The following is an 18,110-nucleotide window of genomic DNA, read 5'->3' on the forward strand; positions in this document are numbered from 1 at the left end:
CGAGCAGTACGTGCGGAGCATGCCGGTGGGTGTGGCTTTGCCGCTGATTTACCAGCGTGCCGACGGTAGTGCGCATGTGATCGTTGCGGTGCGTGCAGGAGATGGCGATGGGGTGGATCCGCTGGATGCGCAGAAGGGGGAGGCCGCCGAGGCCGCTGATGTCCTGGCTGCGACCGGGATATGGGTGATTCCCGTGCCGAGGTGGCGCTGAATCGGGAGGTGGTGTTGCCGGCAGGCGGTTTCGAGTTGCGCCGCGAGGGTGGGGGACCCGGGCCGCCCACGGCGGTGACAGGTCCGAAGTGTCAGCCTCGCGTTGGGCAGGACGCAGGCACGAAGAGGACGCGGGAAGGGGAGGCTGGCGAGAGTTCCGGGGCGTCCAAGCGGCGGAAGGTGCAAGAACCCGCTGCTGGGAGTGGTTCCGGTAGTCAAGGTGGCGGGAGCTATGGGTCCGAGCCAACGGATCACGCAGCACAGCAAGACCTGCGGATTGCGGAGGGGAAGCAGCAATGGCGGAAAGATAGCCGGACGTATCGCGAGGCGAGAAAGACCGCAGCTGACCTGGTCGCGGAGTTGAAGGGGAAGGGGCAGTTGGCTCCGGCGGAGGAGGATGACCTAGCGACGCTCCAGCGGAAGGTGGAGCAGCGGAAGCAGCGAAAGCAGAAAGATAACGCGAAGCGGTACGGGGCGAGAAAGGACGCCGCCGCCCGGGTTGCGAAGTTGGAAGAGTTGGAGAAGCAGGAGCGGTTACTCCGGAGCAGCAGGCCGAGCTCCGATTGCGGCGGGCAATAGTAATGGATGATAGGGAAGTGCATAGGTTGAATTACCATGCCTCGAAAAGGAAAAAGTGGGCTAAGGAAATCAAGGAGTTGGAGGCGTTGTCTCGGAGTACCGAGGTTGATGACGGATTTACTCCGTTGCAGGAGAAGATGGATGAGTTGGCTGATTTTCCGGAGTAGTTGAAGAAGGCGCGGGGGAGGCTGGCGGAAAAGAAGAAGAACCTCAATGAGCTGGGTCGGTTTGCGGACTTGGAGGCAAGTGGGCAGCAGGACGAGCAGGATGCAATGGTGCTGAGCGGGGTATCGGAGTCGGCTGGCGCTGAACGGGAAGCGTCGCCGGTTGGGAGCGTCGATCTTGGTGCGTGGCTTGATCGCGAGCTGGCGGATTTGGATGTGTCTCGGGATACGGGTTCGGCGGAGCAGAGTGGGGCTGAACGGGACGCGTGGTCGTATGGGGGTGTTGATGTCGGTGGGCCGGTTGATGAGGTGGTGGGAGATTCAGGTGGGGAGGGGCGGACTGCGGCATCCTCGTCCGTTTCGGACGAGGATCGGCAGGCGAGGTTGGAAGCGTTGCGGGAGTCGGATGCGGTTTTGCAGGCGGAGTGGGGGGAGACGCGGGAGGGGTTGGACGATGATGCTGGCCGCTACCGATCCGGCGATCTACCGGGGGCTGGATCGGTTGATGGGTGATCCGGATCTGCTGGGGATGACGACCAGACCAGGGACGAGGGGCTCTGGCTGGAGAAGCTGGCGGCGTTCTTGGAGTTGTTGCCGCTGAGCGAGGGCGGGCCGGCGTAGGTGGTGCAGCTTTTCGCCTGGACACACCCGTGGAAGTTGACTGGTCGCGTTGTCGGCTACTCGGCGCTGGTCGTGGACTTGCCCGTTCGCGGAGACCCGGCGGTTCCTGAAGGGTGTCGCTGATTCGGAATTCCGGAAGGCCAGCATGAGCCGTCCGGACAAGGATTGTGTATGTGTCGCTCGCCGGGATGGTTGGGTTGAGTTGTGTGATGCCAAGGCGGTGTTCGGCGTGTCGGAGGACCATTGGTTGGTGTTCGCTGCCGAGGAGTTCGACGCCTTTTAGCCGTTGCTTGGGAGGGCTGTGCGGAGGGGCTGTGCTGTGTGATCGGCGTGCCCATTTTCCGGGAGTTCCGGACCGGGTTGTCTGTTTGTGATCAGGATCAAAATATTGCTGTTCCGGCGCTAGTGCTGGCTGTGGGTGGTGTTTCTTGCGGGGAGGCCTGGTTGTGTGGGCGGGCAGGTTTGCCCGACGTTCGGGCAAGGTGTTTGGAGGCTGGGTGTGGTGGGTTCATAATGCGCTGGAAATGGTGAAATGATCTGGTGGCTGAGGGGACTGCGTGGCATGAACGAGCTCGCGGAGCGGGCACGCTCCTGGTTGCAGGACACCTATGGTCCGCGTGTGGTGTTGAGGGGTGAGGAGGCGATCCTCTCGACGGAGCGGGCCGCGTTCTTCGGTTGCGGCTACGTGGAATCCGACGAGCCGATGTTGGCGGCGACGATCTGCGTGCCTCGGGACGGGGCGGAGCCGTTTCCCGCGTCCAATGCCGGTCCGCTGGATGAGTCGATCAATGTGTCGGGGTCTGCGCCGGGGTCGTGGCGTTGGCGGGTCAACGCGGGTAACTGTGTGGTCGCCACGGATGCGGCGGTGAGTGGCTGGCCTGCGTCGGCGTTGCCGTGGGATCCGGCTGGTGAGGTGCCGGGTTGGTGGGATCGGATGCTGGCGTCGTATTTCCCGGATGCGGAGGTGGTGACCTGCGCGACGTGGGAGGAGGCGGCGGGGGCCATTGTGGACGGGGGTGTGGGGACCCGGGCCGTGGTGTGGTTGCGTCGTCAGCTCGGCGGGCGTGAACTGGCCGGCCACCTGTTGTATGCCGATTATGCGGATGGCGCTGTGGTCTTTCTCGACGGTCTACGGGGGACTGTCGCGGAGCGGAACGATGCCGAGGTGGCTGAGCTTGTGGTGGCGCGTTTCCAGCGTCGGCGGGGTGATTCGGTGGGTGGGTTGCTGCCGTGGGAGGTCGCGGCGGAGGAATTCGCTGGGGCTGTGGAGAAGGCGGAGGCGTGGCTGGCGTACCGCTATGACGGTGAGGTGGGGCTTGTCGGTGCTGATCCGGTCGATGAGACTGAGCGTGGCTGGTTGTTCGCGTGTACTACCCGGAGTTTCCGGGACAGTGGTGACTGGCGTGAGCAGATGCTGGATGCGGCTCTGGTGGTTCCGAAAGCGCCTGGTGAGCAGCCGTTCGGTTTGCCTAATCGTGATCCGTGGTCGTGGTTGGATGACTGGGATGCGGGGAAGCCGGGGTTGATGCCGCCGCCGGAGCCTGGGCGGGCTGCGTGGTTTGGTCCGATGGTGGCGGAGCTGGGGCCTGTGGTCGGGGTGGGTGTTCATGAGCATTGGTTCGGGGTGTTGGAGGAGATCGCTTCTTTTCCGGTGCAGACCCAGGTGTTGGTGTGGTTGCGCAGGAGGGATGTCCGGGGCCGGGAGAGTGTCGGGCATTTGTTGGTGGCTGTGAACGATACTGATGGTGTCCGGCTTTTTGATCCGATGGACGGGCGTGCGCAGCCGCTTATCGAGACCGCACCGTTCGAACTCCGGGTCATGCGCTTTGGCTCGTGAGTACCGGTCGAAGGTGCCGGGGCGGGGGCAGAAGAAGAAGGACCGGGACGTGACGGAGACCGGGGTGGGTGGCCCCGTGATAGGGCGGGGTGTGGGGCCGGATGAGATGTCGGCGCCGGAGGGGATGTCGGGGTGGACTGGGGCTGATCAAGTCGACTGGGACGTGTGGTCGGCTGACGTCGATCTGGATGCGTGGCTTGCTCGGGCGGTGGCGGATGTAGATGGGGTGCAGGTTCCGCAGGGTGCCGCGGATGCTGGGGTGATGCTGGGCGCGGATGCCTATGAGGGCCGACGGATCAGGCAGCACAGCAGGACCAGAGTGCGGAGCGGAAACCGAAACAGAAGGAAAAGAACGCGAAGAGTTACCAGGCGAGAAAGGCTGCTGCCGCCCGTGGGCGTTGAAGGAGCAGGGGCCGTTGACTGGGGAGCAGACGGTGGAGTTGGCGGAGCTCCAACCGAAGGTGGCGCATTGGCAGAAACGGAAGGAAGGGTGGGGCTGTCAAGTTTTCGGTGTAACTGTTGATTTCGGTTCTATCGGCGTCCGGCGGACAGGCGTCCGTCGAAGGTGATCTCGAAGGCGTTGAGGGCCTTCTTCCAGCGGTTGGACCAGCGCTTGCGGCCGGAAGGCCGAAGCCGCCCGTGTTGCGGAGCCCCGTGGTCGGCCCCAGGCTGCCGACCGGGGCCACGTCACCGCCACCGCGCTCCGCCTGCTTGACGACACCGGGCTCGACGCACTCACCATGAGAAAACTTGGCGACGGCGGTCGGCGTCCAGGTGGGCACGCTGTACGGCTACTTTCCGACAAAGCGGGCGCTGCTGACCGCGATGGCCGAGGCGATGCTGGATGGCTGTCGTGACGCGGCAGAGGGAGTGACTCGGCCGCGTGAGCGAGTATGGGCACTGATGAGAAGTCTCCGCGCCGCCCTCTTGTCCTATCGCGACGGGGCGCGGGTACACGCGGGTACACATGCCACCGGGCCGAACACCCTGGGATTCGCCGAAGCCCTCGGCATCGCCTTGCGAGAGGCTGGGCTCGACGCTTCGGCAGCGACCAAGACCGCGCACTTGCTCCTTCACTTCACGACGGGTCATGTCATCGAGGAACAAGCGGCGAGCCAGCCGGGCCCGGAATTGTCCGCCGAGGTCGACAGCTTGCGCCAAGCGATCCGGTACGGCGAATATCCGCATCTTGCCGAGGTCCAGGATCGGTTGACGGGAATGGATCTGAGCGAGTTGTTCGAGCAGGGCTTGCGGTTGCTTACCGCGGAGCTGTCCTGACGAACCGCTATCCGGTGTGTTGCTCACGATGGCTTGCCAGGAGGTCGGCGTTCTCCGTCGTTCGCCGATATCGTCGGCGCGCTCGGGATCAGTGAATCCACCGCGCGCACCTCGCCCGCGACAGCCTGCGAGCGGTCACCTCGTGGAACCCGCCGCTCGACGAGCGGCGGGTTCCACCTGGCGCTGCGCCCGGCCGAGGCTGTCCACCTACGGGATGCCTTGCCCGGCCGGTACCGCTGTGGAGTCAATCCGGGAAGGTGGTTTCGAGGGTCGCCACCTTTCTGGCGATGGCGAACTGCTTGCCGATCGCCGCCATCAGGGACTCGATATCCCCATCGGTGGTCAGGCCGTCGTCGGCGGGTTGCCCGGTGCGGCGGCTGTGCTCCATCGCGGTCAGCGCCGCGCGCCAGTCACCGCGAAGCACCACATCCGCGTCCGGGGCGGGTGTGAGCGCGAAGGTCGTACCGCCGGGGCTGAACCGTAGTTGCCAGTGGACGGTCGCACCGTCCACCGGGCCGTCGGTGAGTTCGTACACGAGCACGTACTCGCGCGGCAGTTCCGCCGCCGCGGCTGCCACTTCCTTGGAACGGGCGAGCAAGTCGTTCATCGCCTCGATGTGCTCCTGCGACATGAACTCCACCACAGACCTCCGAATTCACCGTCTGACCACAGCCATTCTCGCCACCTCGGCTGGCACCGCGCAATCGACGATCGTCGCGTCGGCCAGGCTCCGGACGTGACGCTTGACGGCTGTTCCCGGGCCACCGGCGGATCAGACCGGAGCCGCCCGCGAGGGAGGGACGAACGCAGGGAGGGCGGGAAGTATGAGCTCGGAAGTCGGCGCGGATGTTGTGGTGCTCGGCGCGGGGGTGATCGGCTCGGCGATCGCGCTCGAGCTGGCCAGGACGGCCCGCCGGGTCGTCGTCGTGGACCGGGGGAGCGGGGCCGGGCAGGGCTCGACCAGCGCGTCGAGCGCCGTGGCGCGGTACAACTTCTCCACCCTCGCCGGGGTGACCGCGGCCTGGGAGGCGCACTACAGCTGGACGGCGTGGGCCAAGCACCTCGGCCACGACGTCGGGCACCTCGCCCGGTTTGAGCGCAGCGGCATGATCGTGCTCGACGTGGACGCGGTGCCCCGCTCCGGCTGGCTGCCGCTGTTCGACCAGGTCGGCGTGCCGTACGAGGAGTGGGACGCCCGGACGCTGGCCGAACGGGTGCCCGGCATCGACGTGGGCCGGTGCTGGCCGCCCAGGCGGATCGACGACGACCGCTTCTGGACGGACCCGCGGGGCACGCTCGGCGCGGTCCACACCCCGGACGCCGGGTACGTCACCGACCCCCAGCTGGCCGCGCGCAACCTCGCCGACGCAGCAGCCGCCGAAGTGCCGAGTTCCGCTTCCGCAGCACCGTGACGGCCGTCGAATCCGCTGGTGGCCGGGTCACCGCGGTCGTGCTCGCGGACGGTACGAGGATCTCCGCGCCGGTCGTGGTGAACGCTGCGGGCCCGTGGTCGGGCCGGCTGAACGAGCTGGCCGGCGTCGGCGCGGACTTCACCGTCGGCGTGCGGTCGATGCGGCAGGAGGTCGCCCACGTGCTCGCGCCCGAGGGCTACCGCGGCCCCGCGGTCGCCGACGTGGACCTGGGCACGTACTTCCGCGGTGAGGTCGGCGGCGGGCTGCTCGTCGGCGGCACCGATCCGGACTGAGATCCGCTCCAGTGGCTGGACGATCCGCACGAGGCGAACCTCAAGCCGACGATGGCGGTGTTCGAGGCCCAGGTGACGCGGGCGGCGCGGCGGCTGTCCGGGCTGCGGGTGCCGAACCGGGCCCGCGGTGTCGTGGGCGTCTACGACGTCGCCGACGACTGGACCCCGATTTACGACCGCACCGAGCTGGCCGGTTTCTACGTCGCGATCGGCGCCAGCGGCAACCAGTTCAAGAACGCCCCGGTGGTCGGCAGGCTGATGGCTGCGCTGGTCGACCAGGTCGAGGCGGGCGCCGACCACGACCGCGAGCCGGTGCGGTACCGGGGCCCGCACACCGGCCTGGACATCGACCCCGGCAGCTTCTCCCGCAGCGGCCGCGCAACACCGGCAGCTCCGGCACGGTGCTGGGCTGACCCTCGCGCGGTCTACCTTGGACGGGCAGGTGGTGACCGGAGCGGAGGGGATGACATGGCGGACGGCGGTCTTCAGTCCATTGTGGAGGAATTCGCCGAGCGGTTGCGGCGCTCGGTCGCGATCGACGACCCGTCGATCCGGCTGCTCGCCGCGAGCCGCCACTTCGGGGACGAGGACCAGGTCCGGGTCGGGTCCGTGCTCAACCGGGCGGTCGATCCGGAGCTGGCCGACCGGGTGCTCTCACTGGGCATCGCCGGCTGGGCCGCACCCGGCGTGACGACCGTCGAAGGCGCGCTGCCCCGGCTGTGCGTGCCGGTGCGCTGCAACGGCATGCTGCTGGGTTACCTGTGGCTGATCGACGAGTTCGCCGACCGCGAGACGACCGCCGCGGCGGAGGCGGCGGCCACCGCGGGCACGGTGCTCTACCGCCGCCTGCTGCTGCACGAACGCTGGAAGGCGAGGCAGGAAGGCATTCTGCGGGAACTCGTCTCCTCCGATGCCGCCGTGCGGGCCCAAGCGGTCGAGGACCTGCTCGCCGAGAAGTTGGTTCGGCGACGACTGCATGCGGTTCACCGTGCTCGCCGTGTAGTGCCGGGTCACGCACACGACGTCGGCTCCGCAACAGGTCGCCTTCGAGGCCGCGATCGAGCGCGGCATCCGCACGATGGGTGACGACGCCACGTTGATGGTGGCCAACCGATCGCGTGGATCCTGCTGATCCAGCGCCGTTCGCCGTCCAGGGCACTGGTGGATTCCCTCGCCGACCGGATCACCGGCCGCTTCCGCGGGCTCACCGGCGACAGCGTCCGCCTGGTGTTCGGCCTGGGCGGCACCGTGGGCAAGCTCGACGCCGTCGTCACCTCGTACCAGCAGGCGTTGCTGGCGGCCCGCGCCGCGATGCTGCTCCCGAGCGTCGGCGAACTCGCTCGATGGGGTGAACTGGGCCCGTACAAGCTGCTGCTGAAACTGCCCGTGGACGAACTGCGGAACACGTCCCAGGTACCGGCGCTGGTCGCGCTGGAGAACGAGGACAACCACCACGTCCTGATCGACACCCTGACCGTTTTCTTCGACCACGGCGACAACATCCAGCGCAGCGTGGACGCCCTGAGCATCCACCGCGCCACGCTGTACCAGCGCCTCAAGCGCGTCGAGCAGATCACCGGCTGCAGCTTCGACAACGGCGACGACCGGCTCATGCTGCACCTCGGCCTCAAGCTCCGCGCTATCACCACCGCGTACCGCGACCACTTCGGCGGCTGAACCCCGGAACCGGACGACGAACGTCGAACGCCCCCGGCACAAGAGGCGACGTTTGCCGATCGTGATTGTCGGTGGTCTTCGGCACCATGGGCCTCGTAGCCACCAGTGAGGAGACGAGCCATGACTACTGGCCATGCCGGGTTCGACCGGTTCATCGAAGGCGTGGGCGAACTGGTCACCGATGGCACCGTCGTGCCTGCCTGGTCCCCGGATGGCAAGTCGCTGGCCTTCCTGGACGGCACGGCGGAGGAGCGCACCGGGCAGCTGGTGGACCTCGAGTCCGGGCGCAGCGGCCCGCTCGTCGCCGACGTGACGGCGCTGCGGGACGCGGTCCGCGCGGCGACTGGGCAGACCCCGGCCGGAAAGGGGCTTCCGTTCGACCACATCGGCTTCGCCGGCGCCCGGCAGTTGGCCGCCGCGGTCGGTTCGGTGCAGGTGACGGTCGATCTCGACAGCGGTGAGGTCGCCGAGGTGCCCGCGGAACGGCCGCTCGACGTCCACCTCGAATTCGCGGACAGCCTTCGCCGGACACCGAAGGAGTTTCTGCGCACGGTGCCGTTGGTCGACCCCGCGAAGGCCCGGGAACTCGCTTCGCCCCAAGGGGACGCGTTTATCTCCACAGTGGACGGAAACATCGTGCTGCGGTCGGTCGCGGACAACCGCGCGGTGCCGCTGACCACCGACGGCACACCCGAGCACGAGTACCGCTTCGACCTGGTCGACCCAGCCTTGGCCGTCCTGGGGCTCGCGTTCGCGGTGTGCAACTGGTCGCCGGACGGTTCGCGGCTGGCTGTCCACCGGGTCGACAACCGCGGGGTGCACCAGTCTCCCCAGATCCACCACCTCAAACGGGAGGACGAGGTGGTCCACCGGTACCACGGCCAGGCCGGTGGCCGGCTCGAACGCACCACGCTGCACGTGCTCGACCGGTACGGCCGGGCGCCGGTGGAGCTCGATCTCGGCGACACCACCGACACCTACCCCGTGCACGCAGCCTGGCTGCCGGATAGCGCCCAGTTGGTGGTCTTCGTGCTGAGCCGCGATTGCCGCCGGGCCGAGGTGTTGCTCGCGGACGCGACGACCGGTAAGACCCGCCGGCTGTTCAGCGAGGAGGGCGAGACCTTCCTGCGGATTCACCACGACGTGTACTTCGGCCGCAAGATCGGCCTCTTCGCCACACCGGATGGCACCCGGCTGCTCTGGCTGTCCGAACGGTCCGGCTGGAAGCACCTGTACCTCTACGACCTCGACGGCACCCCGATCCGGCAGCTGACCGAAGGGGAGTGGCCCGTCGATTACGTGCACCGCGTGGACGACGACCACGTTTACTTCACCGCGCACCTCGACCAGACCCGGCCCTACGACGTGCACCTGGCGCGGGTCCCGCTCGCCGGTGGCCCGGTCGAGCGGTTGTCGGACCAGCCGGGGGTGCACCGGATGATGTTCGCGCCGACCGGCGAGGTGCTGATCGACACCTGGTCGACACCCGCGGAAGGGCCGCGCAGCGTGCTGCGGCGGGCGGACGGTTCGCTGGTCTGCGAGTTGTCGGCGGCGGATACGTCCCAGCTGGACTGGACGCCACCGCGGCAGTTCACGGCCACCGCGGCGGACGGGGAAACCGAGCTGTGGGGTGTGATGTTCTTTCCCGCCGATTTCGACGAGACGAAGCAGTACCCGCTCGTCGAATACGTTTACGGCGGTCCGCAAATAGCGGTGGCACCGCATTCGTCCGACGGTTTCTACACCAAAAAAGTCCTCGCCCTTGCGCAGCTCGGTTACGTGACCTTCGTGGTCGACGGGCGGGGCACTCCTGGGCGTTCGAAGGCGTTCCACGATGTCGTCTTCCGCGACTGGACTGCGGGTCTGGCCCCGGATCACGCTGCGGTAGTCCGGCAATTGAAAGAACGGCACACGTTCCTCTCCGAGGCGAAGGTCGGCGTTGTAGGGGGTAGCTGGGGTGGGTACACGGCGTTCCACCTCGCCGCCGAGCGCCCGGATATCTACACCGCGGCGGTGTCGTTCGCGCCGGGGTTCGACCCTTATTCTTCGGTGCTCTACGAATGCTACTTGGGTTTCCCGCAAACCGACCGGGACGCCTACCGAAAAGCCGAGCTGTTCCCGCTCGCCACGCAGCTGTCGTCGGAATTCCTGCTCGCCTGCGGAACGATCGACCACGCCACCTGGACCGACAGCATCAAGATGTGCGAGGCGCTGATCCGGGCGGGGAAGGAACACGAGTTCGTTGTCCTGCCTGAACAGCCGCACGGCTTTGACGCGGTGCACGACAGCTACTTCTGGCGCAAAGTCGCCGCCTTCTTCCGCGCTCACCTGCAGGAGGGGAACCGATGACCGGGGCGGCCACTTCCGCGCTCACGCGGATCGCGGACGACGCATGGGCCCACGTCGTGGGGACCGAGCCCCAGTTCGCGCTGAGCATCGGCCAGTCGGTCGGGCAGTTGCCGCACGGGTCGTTGGCGGAGGTACAGCGCGAGGCCGCAGTGGGCCGTTCGATCCGGGACCGGCTGTGCGAGATCGACCCGTCCGAATTGACCGCGGACGACCGGAACACCTTCGCTCTGCTGGAACACCTGGGTGCCGAGTGGAGTGAAGCCGAGGAAAGCTGGTGGTGGCGGTTCCCGGTCGCTCCCTACCAGTCCTACTCACTCGCTTTGCACGGGAATCAGGTGCTGCGGGCTTTCTCGCCCGCCGGCTCCGCCGACGTCGACCGTTGGCTTTCGTGGGCGGCTGACATCGCCGCCTGGGTGCGGTGCGCTCGGGAGAAGCTGGCAGCTCAGGCCGACCGCGGCTGGGGGGTGCCGAAGGCGGCCCTCGACGGTTTCGCCGCCGCCGTGCGCGGACATCGCGCCAGCGCCACGGATTGGCTGGCGCTGGACGACATCGGGAAACTCGGCACCGCCGATCGCGGCCGGTTGACCGACGGCGCGGAGAGAATCCTTTCCGGCGAGATCCTTCCCGCTTTCGACGCGCTGCTCGAATACCTGACCGGGTCGGCCTGGGAAAGCGCGACCGACCAGGTCGGTCTGTCCCAGTACCCCGGCGGGGAAGCGGCATACCGGAAACTGGTCGAAAGCACTGCAACGTACGCCGTCTCCCCGGAGGAAGTGCACGAACTCGGGCTGGCACAGGTGGAACTCCTGGACGAGCAACTGGCCCGGGTACGCGCGGAGGTGGGATTCGACGGGGGAGAGCGCGAGTACCAGCGGCTGCTCGAAGCGGACTCGCGCTTCCACGCGACGACGCCGGAAGCGGTCGAAACCACCTACCGACGGCACATCGACGTGGTGGCACCGGTCGTCGGTCGGTGGTTCCGCGTCACTCCTCAAGCGCGATACGAGGTCCAGCGGCTCGCCCCGGCCCTCGAAGCGGGCATGTCCTACGGCTACTACGAACAACCGACCGCGCGGAACCCGGTCGGCCGGTACCGGTACAATGGGTCCGGTTTGGACACTCGTTCGCAGGTCAACGCTGCGGCGCTGATCCTGCACGAACTCGTTCCCGGGCACCACTTCCACCTCGCGCGGCAGGCCGAGGACACCGGCCTGCACCCCATTCGCGGCAGACTGGCGCCGATGATGCTGGGGGCGTACACCGAAGGCTGGGGCGAGTACGCGGCGTCGCTCGGTTTCGAGATGGGCGTGTACGAGGACCCTTGGGACCGGTACGGGGCTTACCTGCACCAGCGGTTCGTCGCGCAGCGGCTGGTCGTGGACACCGGGCTGAACCTGTACGGGTGGTCGCTGGAGAAGGCAGGGAAGTACATGGCGGCCAAGACCATGGAATCCCCGGCGCAGGTTCGCACCGAGACGCTGCGCTACTCGACGGACCTGCCCGGCCAGGCCCTCGGCTATCGGCTCGGCTGGCGCAAATTATGGCAACTACGGGAACAAGCCGAATCCGCCCTGGGCGCCACGTTCGACATCCGCGACTTCCACGATCTGGTTCTCGGCGCCGGCGCCCTCCCGTTCACCGCGGTCGAAGACAACATGAATCGATGGCTCAACGACCGCTGACGTGCTGTCTGCGCGACTCCCGCCCATGCTGAGCAAGATGTGAGGGACTCGTGGCCGCCTTGGGGTCTGTAGTGCTTTCAAGAGAACAAATCGAGCGTATCGAGCGAGCGTGTGATGAGCTCGCCTGGGAGCGAGTGGACGCCTTTTCGATGGCGGTAGCCCGGGCGCTGAACCTGACCGTGTACGACCTCTACGAGCAGCCCAGCCCGCAGTCCGGCACCGAACGCGAGGGCATCGCCGAGCTGGAGACCGCCGTGATCGCGGGGCCTGCCCTGGCCATCGACGACCCGCCCAGCCCCCTCGACACACTGGCGCGGGCGGTGGCCACGGTCGCCGAACTGCAACGGAAGTCGCGCTACGACCGCTCCTCGGCGTTGATGCCCGACCTGCTCGCCGCCCTGCACACCGCCGCCCAGGCCCGTGCTGGCGCCGCCGAGGCCGAGCGGGCGCACGGGTTGCTGGCCCGGCTTGGGCTCTTGAGCGGCTCACCTTCTCTCCCAGAGAACGAAAGTGAGCATCCCCTCAGCGTCGAATAGTCAATGATAGTGACCCCGGCGTGCGACACCGAGGAAACCGAGGCTGACGAGAAACGCGAGGGCTGCCAGATACACGAAGTACCAGGACTCGTTACCCATGCTCGCAAACCAGGTAAGCAGGACCGAAGAGCGACAGGGCGACGTTATACGGGATACCGATGCCGCTCGCACGCATTCGCGCAGGGAACCGCTCTGCCATCACAGCTGCGAGCACAGAGAACACGCAGGCAGTCAGGGCAAGGAAGGCAAGATCGATGAAGAGGGCGCTGACCCATGAGTCGTTGAGTGCCAGAGCCAGAGGAACTATGGCAACCGCGCCTCCGAACGAGAAGACCAACGCAAGCGGCGTTCGACCGATCGAGTCCGAAAGCCTTCCGAACAAGGGAAGGATGACAATGCCGGGTAGACGGCGGGGATCTCACCCGCCATTTACCCGGCAATGGACACCCTTTTCGCTGACCGACCGTTCCGTGAATTCCCGGTCCCTGCCCCTGCAGGGTCGCCTTTCTCGTAGCCGAGATGGTGGGTCATCTCCGCTTCCAGCGCCCGCTCCAGTACAGCCTTGGTCAGCTGGTTGAGCAATTCCTGAATACCCAGCGAACCGCCATTCGCCTGGGCGTCTTTCACAAGCGCGTCCAACTTTTCCGGCGACAGCGCACCGGCGAGGATCTCGCCCGCGTTCGACTCAGAATTCGAATCCGATGCGTCCTGCATCACGAATGAACCTTTCTTGGGAGGACGGCGCCCTCCCGATCTTGGACCATCCGCGGCTTACACAGCTGGCATGACACGGCCCGGCCCCTTGGACTCCAACGCCTCCACGCCACCAGCCACCCACGCGCGGCGCCATGCCCGCGCAGACTTCGCTGAGACCTCAAGCTCTTTCGCCAACTCCACCGGCGAGGCTCCTCGCTCGAACATCTTCGCCACCCGCCAACGAACCTGTTCACGCTTGGCACGCGCCGCCGGGCCAGTACCGCCCCCATCCGCATATCGCACAACCAACCTTGCCCGGAAATCCACAATAGACCAAGACGATACGCCGACCCTGAAGCGACAAAGTCAGTAGTTGACGATGTGAACGGCCCGGATCTCGACCGGGTCGGCTAGCAGTTGCCCTCGGAGATACTCGACCGGCGCGTCCGGCAGCGTCGGAGCCCGGTGAATCTCGCGGACGACGTCCATACCGTCGACCACTTTCCCGAACGCGGCGAAGCCCGCGCCGTCCGCGACACGGGTACCCCCGAAGTCGAGACCGGGGCTGTCGGCCACACAGATGAAGAAGCTGGCCGCCGTGCCCGTTCCCAACCGGCCCCTGGGAAGGGACACGACACCTTCCGTGTGCGCGATACCGCTCTGCTCGGTCGATTCGTGATCGAGCGGTTCCCTCGGCAACGCACCTTCGGCGATGGCGGCCTGCACGATCTCGATCACCGGATCGCCGTTGTCATTCTGCGGTGTGACCGCACGCTGGAATAGCCCGCCCGCATAGCTTCCGTCTCGGACATAACGGAGAAAGTCGCCCGCGGACAAGGGGGCTCGCCCTTCGTCTGCGTCGATGTGGATCTCGCCGCGATCGGTCGCCAGGACGACGCGGGTAATCACGCGGTCTCCCGCGTCACAGGAGCAGCCGCGTTCGCCATGATCTTGGCGGCTATGATCTCGTTCAGTACCGATCCCATCTTCACCCCACGAGGCGGCGTCTCCCCGAAAAGGTGCGTGACGAAGTAGTCGAACCGGCGGCGTGTGCCATACCCGGTCATGTCGTGCCCGGCGTTCGGCAGGAGGATCAGATCGAAATCCTTGTCGGCGTCGATCAGCGCCTGCGTGAGCTGGAACAGGCCGGCGGGATGGCAACCCCAGTCATTGAGCCCGTGCACGAAAAGCAGCTTCCCGGTGAGCCCCTCCGCGTAGGTCCGCGCGGCCTGCTCGCGATAGTGGCCCGCCTCGTAGTCCCCGTGATAACGCTCCCCCCAGCCATGCCAGAACAGCCGCTGGTCGTAGTTGCCGCCGCCAGCCACAGCGACGGAAAAGAATTCACCACGCCGAAGCGCGGCCAGCGCGGTCGCGTAACCACCGCCGGAGAAGCCCGTGATGCCGACTCGGGACAAGTCCATCGCGGGGTAGCGCTCCGCGAGCTGGCGGATTCCGGCGATGTGGTCGTCGATGTCGGAGGCCGTGTGAGCGGCTCCGTAGGAGGCTTGCCGGAAGTCGCGTTCGCGGTTCGCCGTGCCGCGGCCGTCGAGTACAAGTGCGAAGGCGCCGAGGCGAGCGAAGGCGGCCGTATCGATATAGGCAGAGGTCTCGACGTAGTCGATGAACGGCGCTTTTGGCGTCCATGAGACCTGGGGGCCGCCATAGATGTGATCGATCACCGGGTAGGAGGAATCGGGGTCGAAATCCACCGGCTTGAACAGCAGGCCGTGGACCTCGGTCTCACCGTCCGCGGCGAGAACGGTCACCGATTCGGGCCATTCCCAGTCCGCGGGCAGGCCGATGTTCTCGGCGACCTCCAGCTCGGCCAGTAACTCGCCGGTCCGGGCGCGCAGCACGCTGCGCGGAAGCCGGTCGACGTACGCAACCGTTTCCACGAAATACCGGCCGTCCGGGGAGAAGCCGGACACCCGTTCGGTGTCGGCACCGGTTAGCATCCGCAACGCGGTCAGGCTGAATTCCCTCGGCCGCCAGACCTTGTGGTCCCCCGGTTCGTCGGAGAGAACACGGAGGTTCTGACCGTCGAGCGAGGCGATACAAGGCTGGCGCAGGTATGGGTCGTTCTCGTCGAGGCCGCCGGCGAGGAACCGGACTTCCCTTCGTTCCGTATCGACGCCGAGCAGCTCACGCACCTGCCAGTCACCCCTGGTGATCGAGTTCCTCAGGTCGCCCGTCTCGAGGTCGTACAGGTAGAGGTGTCCCCGGCCGGTCCGCTCGGAATACCAGATGACCTCGTTCGTTCCGGGAAGGTGCTCGACCAGTGCGGGGCCGTAAACGTTGACTCCCAGCTCCAATGCCTTGTCCGCCATTTCGGAGAAGATCACTCTGGTCGAGCCAGTAGCGATATCGAACGCCACGACGTGGGCCGCCTTCTCGCCTCGCTCGATATCGACGAAATAGGCGATCTTGCTGTCCGGCGACCACCAGGCGAGCTGCCCGGCGAAGATCGTGTCGTTCATCCGCACCGCGGGCAGCCGGGGGTACCTGGCTTCGATCTGGCGGCCCGTCTCGGCTTCGACGGCGATCACGCGGAACTCGGTGACCTTCGGATCGCCAGGGAGACTAGTCCGGTTGGTGTGGATGACCGGCCGGGCGCCGTCGCCGTCACCGGGGACGAAATCGACGAGGGCAAGTTCGGGCACATGCCGTTCGTCGGTCTGCACGGTGAGGAAGTACCGCGAGTCGGGTGACCACAGTCCTTCCGGCGGCGCGCCCGCCGCCACCCGGAAGGCGCGGGCGGCCAGCGGGACGCTCGCGTAGGCGTTGGTCTCCGAACCATCCGTGGTCAGCCGACGTTCCGCCCCGGTTGCGCCGTCGCGCAGCCAGAGATCGTTGTCGCGGACCAAAACGGCGGTCGTTTCGTCCGGTGCGACGGCCCACTGGGTGGCGGCTGACTCACCACGATCGCTCAGGACGTCGTCATCCGGAAGATAGGACCAGATCCGGCCGTGAAACTCGAAAATTGCGCGCACCGGATCGACCGTGAAGTCCAGATTCGTCAGATCGGCGTACTCGCTGTTGATCCGGGTCTTCAGTTCGGTCTCGAGTGCCACGAAGAAAGGGGCCAGCGTGACCGTGGCGAAGTCGCCGGTACCCGCGTCGACGATCCTGACCTCTCGCCCCTCGTCGGAATGACGGTCGTACCAGAACTTCCCGGTACGACCGATCCAGCGCGGATGCACCGTCGCGTTGCGCACGAGCTTGTTCGGATCGGCGAGCAGGTCCCGGATGGTTTTGTAGCGGCTTTGCCAGTCGATGGTCACGATGGCCTCTCCTTTCGATTCAGACCGCGGCGGCGGGTCGGACGTGGTTGGTGCGGGCACGCGACGGCACCGCGTAGGAGACCGTCAAGGCGAGCAGGACGGCGCCTGCGGACAAGGCGAACCCCAACTGGAAAGCCGATTCCTTCGGCAGCTTCGTGACGGGTTCGCTCATCGCGGTGAGCAGGACGGCGACGATCTGGACGCCGACGGCAGCGCCGATCGATCGGGCGACTAGGTTGATCCCCGTGGCAATGCCGGTCTCCTCGGCGGTCACCGCCTCGACGGTGCCGGTGTAGAGCGCAGTCGAGGCCACGCCGACCCCGATTCCGGTCGACAACAGCAAGATGACGACGATCTGCCAGGGGCTCGAATGCCACCAGATCGCCATCAGCGCACCGGCAGACGTGATCAGCAAGCCCGCCACGATCGTGGTCCTCGAACCCACCTTCCGGACGAGATAGCCGGAGGCCGGCCCGATGACGATCGCCACGAGAACACTGGGTAGCAGGTAGACGCTGAGGTCCGTCATCGAGGCGCCTAACCCGAAACCGGCGACCGCAGGCGGCAGCACCACCAACTGCGGGATGAGGAAGTACATCACTCCGTAGCCGGCCCCGAGCACCGCGGAGATGAGGCAGGAGCTCCACATTCCCGGCTTGCCCAGCATACTCAGGTCGATCAACGGATCCCGCACCCGTCGTTCGACCAGGACCCAGCACACGCCCAGAACGACGACCGCGCCGAGAAGCATCCAGAACGCGGCGCCACCCTGTGGTCCGGACGAAAGCCCGAGCATCAGCGCGGACAACAACGCGGCCAGCAAAACCGCACCCACCCAGTCGACTCGGCCGGCACCCTTCACCCGTGTCCGGGGCAGTGTGAACGGTGCGAGTACACCCGCGAGGACGACCAGCGCCGTCGGCAGCAAGAACATCCATTGGCGCGAGAGCGCGTCCGCGAGCGGACCCGCTCCCAGTACTCCGGCGGCACCGCCGACGGTGTACAGGCCGGTGATGAGCCCGATGCCCACGGACATCCCTGCCGCAGGGAAGGAGTTCCGCAGTAACGCGAAGCTCAAGGGAAGGAAGCCGAACCCGAAACCTTGGAGCAGCTGTCCGATCAGCATGACCGGAAAAGACGCGGCGAAGGCGGAGACGACACCTCCGACGACCACACACCAAATTATGACGAGCAGGACACCCCGTCCCCCGTAAAGATCGCCGAATCTGCCGACAATGGGCCCGGCGACGGCGGCGGTCAGGATCAACGTGGTGGACAGCAGGCCTGCCTGCGCTGGGGTCAGGCCGAGTTCCCTCTGGATCAAGGGAAGCGCGGACAGCGGCATGCTCTCCAGCGCTGAGATGGCGATCACGAGGACGGACAGGACGAAGAGCGCGAGCGGGCCGGGCTTGGCCGCCGGGGGTGCTGAAGCGGTGTCGGACATGGATCCTCCAGAAACAAAGGAACGGAACGGAATAGCCCCTAAGCCCGGCCG

General features: G+C 66.6%; 13 protein-coding genes and 2 pseudogenes. 9 read left to right on the plus strand and 6 right to left on the minus strand.

Features of this window, described 5'->3' with window-relative positions; genetic code table 11:
- The 4 genes from SSPN_RS0108350 to SSPN_RS43035 all read left to right on the plus strand — a co-directional run.
- A partial coding sequence (locus tag SSPN_RS0108350) for a hypothetical protein (RefSeq protein WP_010693537.1) occupies window positions 1-211 on the plus strand: 211 nt, incomplete at its 5' end.
- Between the two features lie 745 nt (window positions 212-956).
- A complete protein-coding gene (locus tag SSPN_RS56550; RefSeq protein ID WP_010693540.1) occupies window positions 957-1,466 on the plus strand; it encodes a hypothetical protein in 510 nt (169 codons plus the stop codon).
- A gap of 811 nt (window positions 1,467-2,277) precedes the next feature.
- Window positions 2,278-3,411, plus strand: a complete 1,134-nt coding sequence (locus SSPN_RS0108375; RefSeq protein WP_237710615.1) for a YrhB domain-containing protein — start codon at window positions 2,278-2,280, stop codon at window positions 3,409-3,411.
- Window positions 3,412-4,161: 750 nt separating this feature from the next.
- Entirely contained in the window at window positions 4,162-4,689 is a 528-nt protein-coding gene (locus tag SSPN_RS43035; protein ID WP_010693546.1) for a TetR/AcrR family transcriptional regulator, read from the plus strand.
- A gap of 244 nt (window positions 4,690-4,933) precedes the next feature.
- Here the strand turns inward: SSPN_RS43035 and SSPN_RS0108385 are convergent, their stop codons facing one another.
- Window positions 4,934-5,320, minus strand: coding sequence for an SCP2 sterol-binding domain-containing protein (locus SSPN_RS0108385; protein WP_237710491.1), 387 nt, complete (start codon window positions 5,318-5,320; stop codon window positions 4,934-4,936).
- 193 nt (window positions 5,321-5,513) lie between these two features.
- On the opposite strand from SSPN_RS0108385, the pseudogene SSPN_RS62100 reads away from it, so the two are divergent.
- From SSPN_RS62100 to SSPN_RS0108410, 5 genes and pseudogenes are all read left to right on the plus strand, one after another.
- A pseudogene (locus tag SSPN_RS62100) lies at window positions 5,514-7,480 on the plus strand (NAD(P)/FAD-dependent oxidoreductase).
- A gap of 45 nt (window positions 7,481-7,525) precedes the next feature.
- Window positions 7,526-8,071 carry a PucR family transcriptional regulator gene (locus tag SSPN_RS59490; protein WP_272941753.1) on the plus strand — a complete coding sequence of 182 codons (546 nt, stop codon included), beginning with the start codon at window positions 7,526-7,528 and terminating at the stop codon, window positions 8,069-8,071.
- Between the two features lie 120 nt (window positions 8,072-8,191).
- On the plus strand, window positions 8,192-10,420 hold the full coding sequence (locus tag SSPN_RS0108400; protein ID WP_010693552.1) for a S9 family peptidase: 2,229 nt from the start codon (window positions 8,192-8,194) through the stop codon (window positions 10,418-10,420).
- Window positions 10,417-12,102, plus strand: a complete 1,686-nt coding sequence (locus SSPN_RS0108405) for a DUF885 domain-containing protein (protein ID WP_010693559.1) — start codon at window positions 10,417-10,419, stop codon at window positions 12,100-12,102. Before SSPN_RS0108400 ends, SSPN_RS0108405 begins: the two co-directional genes overlap by 4 nt.
- Before the next feature lie 149 nt (window positions 12,103-12,251).
- Window positions 12,252-12,638 (plus strand): hypothetical protein, encoded by a 387-nt coding sequence (locus SSPN_RS0108410; RefSeq protein WP_044572724.1) that lies wholly within the window; start codon window positions 12,252-12,254, stop codon window positions 12,636-12,638.
- Window positions 12,639-13,082: 444 nt separating this feature from the next.
- Here the strand turns inward: SSPN_RS0108410 and SSPN_RS43050 are convergent.
- From SSPN_RS43050 to SSPN_RS43055, 5 genes and pseudogenes are all read right to left on the minus strand, one after another.
- Window positions 13,083-13,352, minus strand: a pseudogene (locus SSPN_RS43050) (transposase); the annotation flags it as partial.
- 57 nt (window positions 13,353-13,409) lie between these two features.
- Window positions 13,410-13,661 carry a helix-turn-helix domain-containing protein gene (locus SSPN_RS62505; protein WP_420187496.1) on the minus strand — a complete coding sequence of 84 codons (252 nt, stop codon included), beginning with the start codon at window positions 13,659-13,661 and terminating at the stop codon, window positions 13,410-13,412.
- A 39-nt stretch (window positions 13,662-13,700) separates the two neighbouring features.
- Window positions 13,701-14,243: a peptidylprolyl isomerase gene (locus SSPN_RS0108425; protein ID WP_010693591.1), complete on the minus strand. Its 543-nt coding sequence runs from the start codon at window positions 14,241-14,243 to the stop codon at window positions 13,701-13,703.
- Entirely contained in the window at window positions 14,240-16,615 is a 2,376-nt protein-coding gene (locus tag SSPN_RS50640) for a S9 family peptidase (RefSeq protein ID WP_010693592.1), read from the minus strand. Before SSPN_RS50640 ends, SSPN_RS0108425 begins: the two co-directional genes overlap by 4 nt.
- A gap of 19 nt (window positions 16,616-16,634) precedes the next feature.
- Entirely contained in the window at window positions 16,635-18,059 is a 1,425-nt protein-coding gene (locus SSPN_RS43055; protein WP_010693593.1) for an MFS transporter, read from the minus strand.
- Window positions 18,060-18,110: the final 51 nt, after the last annotated feature.

The organism is Saccharopolyspora spinosa NRRL 18395, assembly GCF_000194155.1.
In the GTDB taxonomy this organism is placed as follows: domain Bacteria; phylum Actinomycetota; class Actinomycetes; order Mycobacteriales; family Pseudonocardiaceae; genus Saccharopolyspora; species Saccharopolyspora spinosa.